This is a genomic window from Phyllobacterium sp., assembly GCF_037994425.1.
GTDB lineage: Bacteria > Pseudomonadota > Alphaproteobacteria > Rhizobiales > Rhizobiaceae > Phyllobacterium.
On the sequence record NZ_JBBNAM010000237.1, the window covers coordinates 1 to 11,490 of the forward strand.

Sequence of the window (11,490 nt, forward strand, 5' to 3'; positions counted from 1 at the left end):
GCTAAGCCCATATTCTAACTCAACCAAATATAGAATTTCGACTTACGCCCCCCACTGCTGCCCGCTCATTCCTGCATCGGTAAATGCTTCTTATTGTTGGTCCTCTGCATCGAATTCACGATCATAAGATGACGCTATGTTACGCAGCGTTACAAGAGCGTGACTCAAATACCTCGAGAACGGTTTTTTGCATAGAATCGCATAGTCAATTGGAATTAATCTGCCGCCTATCCCTCAGATGTGCGTCGCGGTTACCATCGGTACTCGTTAAAACGTCGTTTCGTCGGAAGGCGTGGGCTATTTTGCCATCTGACCGGGCTGCTTGGCGGACGAGTAGTGAGAACGCTTATCCTCATACATCAACAGGTCAGCGCGTTTCGCAACCGATTCCATTTTTTCGCCGATATTGCTGGTCGCCCGGCCGATGGACATGTCGAGCGGGATATTGGAGTAATACTGATTGTTGATCTCGACGAGGCTGCGAATTTCGTCGGCGAGGCTCGCCGCGCCGAGCTCGTCAATGGCGGGCATCAGTACTGCAAATTCGTCGCCGCCGATGCGCGCTGCATAGCAGGGAGCCTTGACCGCCTCGTTCAGCACTTCACCTACCCTGCGCAACATGCTGTCGCCCGCGGCATGACCCCACTGATCGTTGATGACCTTGAGGCCGTTGAGATCGAGAATGATGATCGAGACCGGGTGAAATTCGCGCCGCTCCAGCCTGTTGAGCTCATCAACATAAAACGCGCGATTGTAGAGCTTCGTCAGGACATCGTGCTTGCCGAGATATTCCAGATACGCTTCGGCCTTCTTGCGCGCTGTAATGTCGGTCAGCGATATCTGGATAAGCGCCCAGTCTTGCTCATGGCTGGGTAACACCGAGAACTGCAGCAGTACGTGGCGCTCGGTGCCGTCGAGCGCATAGTTCACGGTCTCCCGCTGGTGGAAGAGGTTGCCGTTCCATAGATCGATCAATTGCTCCCTGAAATGCGCATTCATTTCATCCTTGAAAACATCATTGATACGCCGCAGGAGCGTGATCTTGTCCGGTGCCAGAAAGAGCCTCAACGTTTCGCGATTAACGTCGATAACCCGAATCTCGCTCATGCATTGGCGCACGAACTCGGGGTGAACGTCGGTGAAAACGCGAAAATCGGTAATGCCCTTGTCGCGGACTTCATCGAGCAGCCGTTTTATGCGGCTAAAGTCCTCGACCCAGAGCGACACGGGTGAATGCTCAAAAAGACCTTCGGCGTAGCGCTTGCTCTCCACCTGCTTGCGCCGCGCGTCTTCGCGATCTGTTACGTCTTCGATGGAAAGCAGCACCTGCTTCCACGAGTTTTCGTATCCTGGCAGTACCGTACCGCGCAACTGGATGTCGAGGCGCCGCCCCGATAGCGTGTAGTTCACGGTGTCGCTGGAAAACTCGGTCTCACCCTCCCACAATGCTGAAAGCTCCTGGACATGCGATTGCAGCATGTCGTCGCGAAAGATCGAATTGAGATTTTGCGTAAGATGGTCGACGTCATCGGCTTCGAACAGGGATAATGTCTTCCGGTTCACCTTGATGACCTTTATCAGACTCGAACACTGCTTGATGCGGTTCTCGTTCTCCGTAAGGTAAGCCCTGATATCCGTGACGCCCGACGCCCGCCACGTCTCGAATAGAGAGCGAACCTCACTAAAATCCTCCAACCATAGGGAAATAGGGGCAAGGTCGAATGTTTCGGCGTGATGAGCCTGATCGTGCATGTGGTTCGAACTTTCAAAGACGGGGGGCAGCCTGCGATGTTGGCTGCAGCTGCCCAAATCAATGAAATCGAAGGTGGCTCAAAATCGCCTCGCCTACAACCCGTCCGTGTGCGTCATGATCAACATTCAAGCGCTTCGGCCGCTGCAATGGCCGACATGTTGACGATGCCGCGGCTGGTTACGGTGGGCGAAAGAATGTGCGCGGGGCGCTTAGTGCCCATCAGGATCGGGCCGACGGCAAGGGCATTGTTCAATTCGGTCAACAATGTCATCGACACGTTCGCTGCCTCCAGCGACGGAAAGACCAGAAGATTGGCCTCGCCCTCATATGCGGTCTTTGTAATAAACCTCTCTCGTAAACCGGGATTGATGGCGAGGTCACCCTGCATTTCGCCTTCGACCAAAAGGTCGGGAGCGGCCTTGCTTAGCAACGCATAGGCCGCACGCATTTTCTCCGCCGGCGCGCCGCCACGCGAGCCGAAGCTGGAATAGCTCAGAAGTGCCGCTTTGGCGTCGATGTTGAATCGCTTGAGGTGGTCGCGCGCCTGCAACGCGATCTGCACGATCTCTTCGGCGCTCGGGTCGATGTTCATATGCGTGTCTGCGAGGAAGAATACGCCCTTGCCCATGATCAGCATCGACAGCGCAGAGAGCTGGGCGGAATCGTCAGCGAGCCCGATGATTGATCGGATATCGCGGGCATGCTTGATAAAGCTGCCCTGCAAGCCGCAGATCAGCGCGTCAGCCTCGCCGCGGCGTACGGCCAACGCCCCGATGACTGTCGTGTTCGTGCGCACGATCGTGCGGGCCGTATCAAGTGTTACGCCCTTGCGCCCGACGAGATCGTGAAACTGGGTCACATAATCGCGGTAGCGCGGATCGTCTTCGGGATTGATGATGTCGAAGTCACGCTCCGGCCTGATGGTCAGGCCGAAACGCCCTAAGCGGTGTTCGATAACCGCAGGACGTCCGATGAGAACAGGTCGCCCGATGGACTCTTCCATGAGCACCTGTGTGGCCCGCAGGACACGCTCGTCCTCCCCATCGGCGAAGGCTATGCGTTTTCCATGCCCCATGGCCCGTTCGATCATCGGCTTCATCACAAGTCCGGAGCGGAATACAAAGCGCTTGAGACTGTCTTGGTAGCCACGCATATCCTCGATCGGCCGCCGTGATACGCCGCTATCCATGGCTGCTTGTGCAACCGCAGGCGCAATGCGAAGGATTAGACGCTGATCGAAGGGCGACGGGATGAGATAACCCCGCCCGAAGGTGGCCGCAGACTCGCTACCCATCGATTCCAGCGCGGGCTCGTGAGCGAGCTGCGCAATGGCGTAGGCGGCCGCCCGTTTCATCGCATCGTTGATCGTCGTCGCGCCCGCATCGAGTGCACCACGAAAGATGAAGGGAAAGCAAAGGACGTTGTTGACCTGGTTGGGGTAGTCCGATCTTCCGGTACAGATCATCGCATCGGGTCGCTCGGCAATGGCAAGCTCAGGCATGATTTCCGGTATGGGGTTCGATAGGGCAAGGATCAGGGGGTCACGGGCCATCTCACGGATCATTTCAGGTTTCAATGCCCCGGCTGATGACAGACCGACATAAATATCGGCGCCCGCCATGACGTCCGCAAGCTCGGTGGCATTCGTGTTCTGTGCAAAGGCACCGCGCCAGCGATCAACTGAATTTGCCCGTTTTTTGGTGACGAGCCCCTGCCGGTCGGCAAGGTAGATATTCTCGCGCCGCGCACCGACGGTTTCCAGCATGTTCATGCAGGCGATCGCTGCAGCGCCGGCTCCGGAGGTACAAATTTTGACTTCGGCAATATCCTTGCCAACGAGTTTCATGGCATTGAGGACAGCCGCTGCGACGATAATAGCCGTGCCATGCTGGTCATCATGGAAGACGGGGATATTCATGCGCTCGCGCAGACTCTCCTCGATATCGAAGCAATCGGGAGCCTTGATGTCTTCGAGGTTGATACCACCAAAGCTCGGTTCGAGCGGTGCGACGATCTCGATGAATTTCTTGGGATCCGTCTCGTTCACTTCGATGTCGATGCTGTCGATGCCGGCAAACTTCTTGAACAGCACTGCCTTGCCTTCCATCACCGGTTTGCTGGCGAGCGCGCCGATGTTTCCTAGCCCAAGCACGGCCGTGCCGTTCGATACGACGGCGACGAGATTGCCCTTGGAGGTATAGAGGTAGGCCTTCTCTGGATCGGCAGCGATTTCCTCACACGGCGCCGCAACCCCCGGCGAATAGGCTAGCGCGAGGTCCCGGGCATTCGCCAGTCGCTTGCTTGGCGTAATTTCGAGCTTGCCGGGCTTCGGGTATTGGTGGAAATCCAAGGCCGCTGCGTGAAGGCTTGCTTTTGCGTCTTGTGACATGGCCGTCTTGCCCCTTTCGTTTGGGATGAGCCGTCACGCGTGCGTGCCAGCACAGACCAGAATGACCAAAGCAATTAAAAGTGGTAGCGGCCCATAAGGCAAAAGAAATTTTCCTGTTACGACCCCAATCGGACGTGTCCCGCCCTTTCAACGCGCTGCAGCCTAACGGATTTGCAATTTTTCGCTGCTAGTGTGATTGCAACCGTCATCAACGGTTGCCTGCAATTCGGACCTTTCAGCGATGCCACCAGCCGCAACGGAACATAAAACAGAACAACGCCGTCAGGAGCGCAAGCGGACGCGCTTGCGATCGGGCAAGCTCGTGACGTTGGACGGTCATTTCCTTACGGAATGCCAATTCCAGAACATTGCCCATGGGGGGGCCAGGATAAGGCTCGTGAATGCTTGTGCGGTTCCGGATCGCTTCTGGCTGTTCGACGACCAATATTGCGGTGCGCTGATTACCGAGGTCGTCTGGCACAAAGACCCCGATTTTGGCGTACGGTTTGTTCAGGATCCTAGTGTCGAGCCGCTGAATGAGGTGGTTCTCCATGCCCTGGCAGGCAAGTACTACTCGCTCTGATTGCCACGATCAGGGCCGTTCGAGGCCCTTGGTGTTCTGGTTACGAATTTCCTTGGCGCTGATGTAGTTGAACTGCTCAACGAGTAGATCCCTGAGGAGGGGCTGGGGAAAGTGCGCATTGACGCGGTCAATGATCGACTTCTTCACGTCATCGAACTTGACCTGCTGTACGTCCTTCACGTCCGAGTATTGGCCGTAGAACTGAGAGAAGATCTCGTCGTTGATGAAATACGAAACGGGCACGGTCACCGAAGCCTTGACGGTCTTGTCGAGCGTGTAGGCGAACTGCGTGACGACGTAGCCATGCACCGCATTGTCGATGATGACGGGAACGCTGAAAACATCGGTCTTGCCGTCATCAAGTATGACCTCACCAATCTGGGGTGCGACCGACGCTGTGGCCGAATTCTGCCAGACGGCAAAATAGAGCGAACCAAGCGCGACGCCGCAGATCCACAGACCGATGATGGCGATACGGATCATGCGCCCTGCCCGTCCCTCAGCTGCCGGACCGTATAGGTGCCGTCGGCTTCCTGCGTCTCAAGAGCGTCACGAATGAGCCCGGTCAGTTCGGTGACAGCGCGCAGGTGGAGCTTGAGTGCATCGCAATTGCGATCGAGCTTCTGGCGCAGATTGTCGAGGAACGGTTGCAGCGACTTGAGCGCCGACGTATCGACCGCTTTCGCCGCTTTGCCCATTGCCTTGTTGAAGTCGCGCAAGCCACGGCTCTTGTTGGCGTTGATGTCGGCAAGATCGACGGTCTGGCCATCGAGGAGCAGACGCGTTTCGCGCTCAATGACCTCCTCGAGCCGGCGGATTGCAAAGAGCACTGGGTCGAGTGCAGGTTCGTTTCTCTGGGCGAAAGCTGTCATGTCGGTGCTTTTCTGATTATCGTTGACTATTTCCATATCAATTCCCTCCAAACTTTTCGGCCTCAGCCTTGTCGGGTTTCTTCGACGTTATCCGTCGATTTCAATTGCCGGTGAATGAGTTGCCGTTCGATCTGGTACAAAATGACATTTGAATCCTGTCGTTTGAAATGCAGTTGGTCATCAGTTTTTGTATCGGTGGTTTGTGCCGCCTCGGTGTCGGCATTTCTTGCCTTTCTGGCACTCTGTTCTTCGAGCATACGCGCAATGCCGATCCCGCCCTTGTCGGACATCTTGTTGGCGATCGCCTCTGCCATCATCGATTTCCAGTAGTCGCCGGCAATGCCTTGGCCAAAAACTGCCTGATTGTCGCCCGTGAACATCGACTCGACGAAGGATTGAAGCATGAATGCCTCAAACTTCTTGTATGCCCGGCTCGGGGCGTCGGTAGCTTTGGCGCCATCTGCTTCCGGCGCAGGCGTCGCTTGCTGCATTGAAGCAAAATTTTCGCGCGTGAGTTGGACCTGCGCGGCAACCCGGTCTGATGCCATTGTGCGCAGCTTTTCGGTCGCCGCCCGCATCGTTTCGGGATCCGCAGCCATGGCGACGTCGAGCACCAGGTCGGAGGGCGGATTAATGGCCATTGGTTGCGGCTTCGTTTCGTTGTCTCATGTGGTTCACTTTAATCGTCCAAACTTACGGGAGGCTTGAGCCTCAAATTTGAGGACCCGCGAGCAGATGGCTGATGCTTTCATCAAGCTCGGTCGCCGCCTCGGCCCGCATAAGTTCCTCGTCGAGCTTGCGCAGCTTGCGATTCAGAGTATCGATCGTGCGGGAAACCTTGAGCCAATTGCGGCGTTCTGCAATCGCTGTCTCTTCGAGTCCTGCCTGCCGTGCCTTGTTTGTCTCAAGTCGCCTCATGATGATGTCGACGGGAACGATGCTAGCATCGACTCCGAAACGGCCATCATGCATTTTGAAGAGGTCGACGTTTTCCGCTTCTACTGCCGCCGATTGCGTCTGGAGATGGAAAAGCTCCATCTCATGGCGCAGCTTTGTAAGCTTTTGCAAGCGGATCAGCTCGCGATAGACCGCCTGTGTAGCTACCATCTCAAAAGCTCCTCAGATAGGCGCCGGCCTCACTCGTGAAGAAGCGCAGGAGATCGGGCATGGCGAAGTAAAGCAGCATCAGCCCGCCGGCGAGAACGAACGGCATAGAAATGAAGTAAACCGGAATGGATGGCGTCAGCTTGTTGATCAGGCCCACCGCGACGTTAACGACGACCGCAAACACGATGAACGGCGCGGCAATACGGATGGTGCTCAGGAACGCTTTGGACAAGGTGTCGGTCAAGCTGACCATTGCTGTCGACGGCTGGAAATTACCATCGACCGGGATTGCCGAATAGGAAGACAGGAGCGCCCGGAAAACTTCAAGGTGAAGGTCGGAAATGAAGAACAGGCAGAGCGCTGACAGGGTTACGAAGCCCGCGATAGCAGCCTCCGGCTCTTCAGATTCGATCGCACCGCCCGGAGCGCCGGAATATCCGGTCGCCATGGCTATCGCCCCGGCCATGAATTGCAGCGCCCAGAAATAGAGACGGGCGAGAACCCCGATCATTCCGCCGGTGATGATCTCGATGACGATGATCCGCATCAGCGGCAGGGGTGCTGATCGGGCCGCTGGCTCGACCTGTGCAAGTACCATCGGAACGACCATCAGCGAACATGCGAGGGCTATGAACAGGCGGATTTGCATCGGAATGCGCGGACTGGAAATGCCCGGCATGACGAGAAGGCAGGCGCCTACCCGGGCAAACACCAGAAACGCTGCGATGATCGCGTCGCTCATTGGCGGCATCAGCGGCGACTCACGAAATCGTGCCGAGCGAACGCACTTCAACACCGCGGGCGATCTCGACATGGGAGAGCACCGACAACGTCGCGAACAAGCGCTCGATAATCATCCTTATATAGGGCCGGGCCTCGGGTGATGCGACGAGAACGAAGCGTTCGCCTGCATCGAGATACTTGCGGATCGCGGCACTTGCCTCCGTTCCGAATTGTTCGAGTAGACGGGGATCGATGTCGAATTCGACGATCTCGCCTTTGGCGTCGCGCTTTAGGCTCTGGTGGAAGACAAGGTCCCAACGATTGCCGAGGCGCAGCACCGACAGCACGCCATTGTCGGCAAGATCGCCGCAAATCTGTTGCGCCATGCGCATGCGCACATGCTCCACGATCATCTCCGAGCGGCGCACATGCGGCGCGACCTCGGCGATCGCTTCAAGGATGAGGTTGAGGTTGCGGATGGAGACGCGCTCGGTGAGGAGGAGCTTAAGGACGGCCTGCAGGCCGGAGTACGAGAGATGCGCCGGGCAGATATCGTCGAGCAGTTTTTTGTATTCGGGCCCAAGGCGGTCGAGAAGGCCGCGCATGTCCTTGTAGGAAAGAAGCTGCGCCAGATTGTTGCGGACGATCTCGCTAAGGTGGGTGAGCAAGACAGAAAGATTGTCGACGGTCATATAGTTGTCGCGTTTGAGCTCTGCCGCGAAGGTTTCCGGAACGGAATACGCCTTCATGCCGAATGCTGGTTCGCGCACTTCTTCACCAGGTACGTGCGGCGGAGGCCTGTCTCCCGGAATGACCAGGATCTCTCCGACACGCACTTCATGCGAGGCGACGACGGTTCCGTGAATCTTGATCCGGTAGGTCTTCGGCGGAAGCAGGAAGTCGTCCGTCACCTTGATCTCGGGAACGACGAATCCGTATTCGACAGCAAACTTCTTGCGCATCTTGTTGACGCGGTGTGCGAGTTCGAGTTGCGATGCGAGAAGCTTCGCTGACAATTGTTTGCCGAGACAAAGTTCGATTTGCGCGGTCTCGAGCGAGGCGCGTATGGAATTGCGATCCTCTTCCTCGGCGGCCCTTTGCTTTTGGGCAAGTTCGGCCTGCGCTGCCGCAGCCACACGCGCAAGCTTGCGTGGAACCGAGACGCCGATCACCGCCAGGCCGATTGCCAGAGCGAAGAACGGAAAGGCTGGCAAACCCGGCAGGATGCCGAGGACAAAGAGCAGCATGGCGGCGACGAAGAGCGCTTTCGGATAGGCGCCAAGCTGACCGAACACGGCCTTGTCGGCGGATCCGCGCGTCCCGCCCTTCGATACGAGAAGACCGGCCGCGAGTGACACGATGAGCGCGGGTATCTGGGTTACCAGACCGTCGCCAACCGAGAGTTTGGTGAAGACGTCGGCAGCATGACTCACATCCATGCCGTGACGGGTCACGCCGATAATGATGCCGCCAAAGATATTGACGGCGGTAATGATGAGGCCTGCAATGGCGTCGCCGCGCACGAATTTCGAGGCACCGTCCATCGATCCGAAAAAGGCGCTCTCCTCTTCCAGCTCGCGCCGCCGGTGCTGTGCCTGTTTTTCGTCGATCAATCCCGACGACAGATCGGCGTCGATCGCCATCTGTTTGCCGGGGATCGCATCGAGCGTGAAGCGCGCACCGACCTCGGCAATACGCGTTGCACCCTTGGTAATGACGAGGAAGTTGACGATGATAAGGATGGCGAAGACCACGAGGCCGATGACGAAATCGCCGCCCATGACGAACTGTGAGAAGCCATGGATGACCTGGCCGGCCGCGGCGTAGCCTTCGTCACCGTGGGTAAGGATGACGCGTGTTGTTGCGATGTTGAGCGAAAGCCGCATCATCGTTGCGATGAGGAGGACGGTTGGGAAGGCTGAAAAGTCGAGTGGCCGCTGGATCCATAGCGCAACCATCAGGATCAGCACGGACAATGCGATGGAAAAAGCAAGGCCGATATCGAGAATGATGGGCGAAACCGGCAGGAAGAGCACAGTGAGGATCACGACGATGCCGAGTGCCAGGCCAACGTCGCTGCCGGTCAGATAGCCCTTGTCGCCCAATCGTTTCACTGCGGCTTGCTGCACGGTCGTCTCCTATTTTCGCAGCAACCATAGGGGGCGAAGCTTGCGCGAAGCAAAAGTGCAAGGGCACTGGAAAATCTATGTTTAAAGATATATATTGCTGATATCAGATATAGGACAATGAGTATGCGAGCACTCGTCAATATAGATGAGCTTCAGCTTCGCGAGCTTGATCGGCTCGCGAAGAAGGAAAGAAAGTCGCGGGCTGCGTTGATCCGCAAGGCGATCGACGACTTAATCGAGAAGCAATCTGCGGAACGTATAGACGATGCGTTCGGACTGTGGGGTGAGCGCAAAATCGACGGTCTTGCCTATCAGGAGAGTGTCCGGAGTGAATGGTGAAGGCGCTCTTTGATACAAATATTCTGATCGACTTTCTCAATGCAGTACCAGAGGCGCGTGATGAACTCGGCCGTTACGATGAAAAAGCGATCAGTAGCATCACGTGGATGGAAGTCATGATCGGAGCCGATCCAGAGTTAGAGGCCCGAACGCGCTCTTTCCTTGGCAGTTTCGATGTTATCGACTTGCGAAATGTTATTGCCGAACGCGCTGTCGAACTGCGTCGGAAACACCGAATGAAATTGCCCGATGCAATTATCTGGGCGTCAGCTGATATTCATTCGATGCTATTGGTTACACGAAACACCAAGGATTTTCCGGAGAGCGCGCCCGGCATCCGCATCCCTTACCTGCTTTAGCAGATAGCTTCAAAATCCATGTTCGATGCGAGAATAGGCCAGCAGGGTCAATGTGTTGATCTGCGAGCCGACGAAAGGCGCGGTCAACGCGAGCACGGCGAGAATGGCCAGGATCTTCGGAACGAAGGTCAAGGTGATTTCCTGGATTTGCGTCAGCGCCTGAAAAAGCGCAATACACACGCCCACGAGCATTGCGGCGCCGACGGCCGGACCGGACGCGACGATTACCGTCCAGATAGCCTGATTGACGATATCGAGTGCGTCGGCTTCGTTCATGGTCAGCTGACCATGATGCCGGCCGTGATCGGCAATGTGGCACCGCCCTTGAGCGTCGCGATCATGCCCTCACTGTAAATGCGTACGGATTCGACGACACCACTGATCTTGCCGTCGGCGCTGGTGACGGTCCTGCCAATGATGCCATCGGCCTGCTGCAGCGATGAGCTGGCAAGAAGCTGGTCCAGCTTCGAATTGGTCTGGACGGCCTGTTCGACGCTGGAAAACTGCGCAAGCTGCGTGACCTGCTGGGTCGCGTCCATCGGCTGGGTCGGATCCTGGTTCTTCATCTGCGCCACCAGCAGCTTCAGAAAGGTCTGGTAGTCGACGTCTGGGCCGCTTGCCTTGCTGGTATCGGTGTTCGAATTGGTCTGCTGCGTGCCGACGGGCGGAATGGTGGTCATGCGAGTGCCTCCGGCCTTATGGCCTGGTCCGTTTTAGAAGGAATGGCGGGTGGGGTCTCGCCTCCGAGAATCTGCGCTTCAAGGGCATAGAGCAGGCGGATTGACTTCAGTGCTTCGAATACACGGTCGTTGAAGATGAGTTCGTCAATGAGCTTGAGTTCCTTTAGCATCTGCTGGTTCTCGAAGGTCGCAAGCAAGGAAGCAAGCATGCGCTTGAAAGTGCGATGCGCTTCGTCCCGGACCGCCGGGTTGATCAGCATGATCTGCGCGGAGAAGTAGAGCTGTCGAAGTGGTGTCGTGCTCTGATCGGCCTGCATGACGTGGCTTTCAAGCAGGAAGCTCACATCGTTCATGAATTCGAGCGACACCTTGCGATCGGCCCTCAGCACTGCGCCGTTGACGTAGATCTTCTCACCGGCACGAAGCGAGATCTTCATTATCAGAGCCCGTCCCGTATCGTTTTGGTGATCTCGATGATGCTGTCGTAAACGGTCGACGTCTCCTTCCGTATCGCCTCGAGTTCCTTTAGAAATAAGATGCCGATCGAGATGAGGGA

The 11,490-nt window shown here is 56.6% G+C and carries 14 protein-coding genes; 3 read left to right on the forward strand and 11 right to left on the reverse strand.

The window, feature by feature from the left end; all coding sequences use genetic code 11:
- Positions 1-297: 297 nt before the first annotated feature.
- Both AAAB35_RS16575 and AAAB35_RS16580 read right to left on the reverse strand, forming a co-directional pair.
- Positions 298-1,752 (reverse strand): sensor domain-containing diguanylate cyclase, encoded by a 1,455-nt coding sequence (locus AAAB35_RS16575; protein ID WP_340669392.1) that lies wholly within the window; start codon positions 1,750-1,752, stop codon positions 298-300.
- 119 nt (positions 1,753-1,871) lie between these two features.
- A complete protein-coding gene (locus AAAB35_RS16580; RefSeq protein ID WP_340669393.1) occupies positions 1,872-4,142 on the reverse strand; it encodes an NADP-dependent malic enzyme in 2,271 nt (756 codons plus the stop codon).
- Between the two features lie 241 nt (positions 4,143-4,383).
- On the opposite strand from AAAB35_RS16580, the gene AAAB35_RS16585 reads away from it, so the two are divergent.
- Positions 4,384-4,725 (forward strand): PilZ domain-containing protein, encoded by a 342-nt coding sequence (locus tag AAAB35_RS16585; protein ID WP_340669394.1) that lies wholly within the window; start codon positions 4,384-4,386, stop codon positions 4,723-4,725.
- Positions 4,726-4,734: 9 nt separating this feature from the next.
- On the opposite strand, the gene AAAB35_RS16590 is transcribed toward AAAB35_RS16585, so the two are convergent.
- The 6 genes from AAAB35_RS16590 to flhA form a co-directional block, all read right to left on the reverse strand.
- Complete coding sequence (locus AAAB35_RS16590) at positions 4,735-5,208, reverse strand: hypothetical protein (RefSeq protein WP_340669395.1); 474 nt, start codon at positions 5,206-5,208, stop codon at positions 4,735-4,737.
- Entirely contained in the window at positions 5,205-5,633 is a 429-nt protein-coding gene (locus tag AAAB35_RS16595) for a flagellar protein FlgN (protein ID WP_340669396.1), read from the reverse strand. The genes AAAB35_RS16590 and AAAB35_RS16595 overlap by 4 nt, the downstream gene beginning before the upstream one ends.
- A 26-nt stretch (positions 5,634-5,659) precedes the next feature.
- On the reverse strand, positions 5,660-6,238 hold the full coding sequence (locus AAAB35_RS16600) for a rod-binding protein (protein WP_340669397.1): 579 nt from the start codon (positions 6,236-6,238) through the stop codon (positions 5,660-5,662).
- A 70-nt stretch (positions 6,239-6,308) separates the two neighbouring features.
- Positions 6,309-6,704, reverse strand: coding sequence for a hypothetical protein (locus AAAB35_RS16605; RefSeq protein WP_340669399.1), 396 nt, complete (start codon positions 6,702-6,704; stop codon positions 6,309-6,311).
- A gap of 1 nt (position 6,705) precedes the next feature.
- The gene (gene fliR / locus AAAB35_RS16610; protein ID WP_340669400.1) at positions 6,706-7,455 is read right to left on the reverse strand and encodes a flagellar biosynthetic protein FliR; all 750 of its coding nucleotides are present in this window, start codon (positions 7,453-7,455) and stop codon (positions 6,706-6,708) included.
- 10 nt (positions 7,456-7,465) lie between these two features.
- Positions 7,466-9,556: a flagellar biosynthesis protein FlhA gene (gene flhA / locus AAAB35_RS16615; RefSeq protein ID WP_340669401.1), complete on the reverse strand. Its 2,091-nt coding sequence runs from the start codon at positions 9,554-9,556 to the stop codon at positions 7,466-7,468.
- Between the two features lie 117 nt (positions 9,557-9,673).
- Between flhA and AAAB35_RS16620 the strand changes: the two genes are divergently transcribed.
- Together AAAB35_RS16620 and AAAB35_RS16625 are read left to right on the forward strand one after the other, a co-directional pair.
- On the forward strand, positions 9,674-9,895 hold the full coding sequence (locus AAAB35_RS16620) for a ribbon-helix-helix protein, CopG family (protein WP_340669402.1): 222 nt from the start codon (positions 9,674-9,676) through the stop codon (positions 9,893-9,895).
- A complete protein-coding gene (locus tag AAAB35_RS16625) occupies positions 9,889-10,254 on the forward strand; it encodes a type II toxin-antitoxin system VapC family toxin (RefSeq protein ID WP_340669403.1) in 366 nt (121 codons plus the stop codon). The genes AAAB35_RS16620 and AAAB35_RS16625 overlap by 7 nt, the downstream gene beginning before the upstream one ends.
- 9 nt (positions 10,255-10,263) lie before the next feature.
- On the opposite strand, the gene AAAB35_RS16630 is transcribed toward AAAB35_RS16625, so the two are convergent.
- Genes AAAB35_RS16630 through flbT form a run of 3 tightly spaced genes read right to left on the reverse strand, consistent with a single transcriptional unit; the run spans position 10,264 to position 11,371 of the window.
- On the reverse strand, positions 10,264-10,530 hold the full coding sequence (locus tag AAAB35_RS16630; RefSeq protein ID WP_340669404.1) for a flagellar biosynthetic protein FliQ: 267 nt from the start codon (positions 10,528-10,530) through the stop codon (positions 10,264-10,266).
- A gap of 2 nt (positions 10,531-10,532) precedes the next feature.
- Positions 10,533-10,934 carry a flagellar hook assembly protein FlgD gene (gene flgD, locus AAAB35_RS16635; protein ID WP_340669405.1) on the reverse strand — a complete coding sequence of 134 codons (402 nt, stop codon included), beginning with the start codon at positions 10,932-10,934 and terminating at the stop codon, positions 10,533-10,535.
- Complete coding sequence (gene flbT / locus AAAB35_RS16640) at positions 10,931-11,371, reverse strand: flagellar biosynthesis repressor FlbT (protein ID WP_340669406.1); 441 nt, start codon at positions 11,369-11,371, stop codon at positions 10,931-10,933. The genes flgD and flbT overlap by 4 nt, the downstream gene beginning before the upstream one ends.
- Between the last annotated feature and the right edge of the window lie 119 nt (positions 11,372-11,490).

What these genes read in the sequence shown, in the direction of transcription:
- AAAB35_RS16585 (WP_340669394.1), top strand. Translation starts at nt 4,384, where the DNA reads ATGCCACCAGCCGCAACGGAACATAAAACAGAACAACGCCGTCAGGAG.
- fliR (WP_340669400.1), bottom strand. Translation starts at nt 7,455, where the DNA reads ATGCCGCCAATGAGCGACGCGATCATCGCAGCGTTTCTGGTGTTTGCC.
- AAAB35_RS16620 (WP_340669402.1), top strand. Translation starts at nt 9,674, where the DNA reads ATGAGTATGCGAGCACTCGTCAATATAGATGAGCTTCAGCTTCGCGAG.
- flgD (WP_340669405.1), bottom strand. Translation starts at nt 10,934, where the DNA reads ATGACCACCATTCCGCCCGTCGGCACGCAGCAGACCAATTCGAACACC.
- AAAB35_RS16575 (WP_340669392.1), bottom strand. Translation starts at nt 1,752, where the DNA reads ATGCACGATCAGGCTCATCACGCCGAAACATTCGACCTTGCCCCTATT.
- AAAB35_RS16605 (WP_340669399.1), bottom strand. Translation starts at nt 6,704, where the DNA reads ATGGTAGCTACACAGGCGGTCTATCGCGAGCTGATCCGCTTGCAAAAG.
- AAAB35_RS16600 (WP_340669397.1), bottom strand. Translation starts at nt 6,238, where the DNA reads ATGGCCATTAATCCGCCCTCCGACCTGGTGCTCGACGTCGCCATGGCT.
- AAAB35_RS16595 (WP_340669396.1), bottom strand. Translation starts at nt 5,633, where the DNA reads ATGGAAATAGTCAACGATAATCAGAAAAGCACCGACATGACAGCTTTC.
- AAAB35_RS16625 (WP_340669403.1), top strand. Translation starts at nt 9,889, where the DNA reads ATGGTGAAGGCGCTCTTTGATACAAATATTCTGATCGACTTTCTCAAT.
- AAAB35_RS16590 (WP_340669395.1), bottom strand. Translation starts at nt 5,208, where the DNA reads ATGATCCGTATCGCCATCATCGGTCTGTGGATCTGCGGCGTCGCGCTT.
- flbT (WP_340669406.1), bottom strand. Translation starts at nt 11,371, where the DNA reads ATGAAGATCTCGCTTCGTGCCGGTGAGAAGATCTACGTCAACGGCGCA.
- AAAB35_RS16630 (WP_340669404.1), bottom strand. Translation starts at nt 10,530, where the DNA reads ATGAACGAAGCCGACGCACTCGATATCGTCAATCAGGCTATCTGGACG.
- AAAB35_RS16580 (WP_340669393.1), bottom strand. Translation starts at nt 4,142, where the DNA reads ATGTCACAAGACGCAAAAGCAAGCCTTCACGCAGCGGCCTTGGATTTC.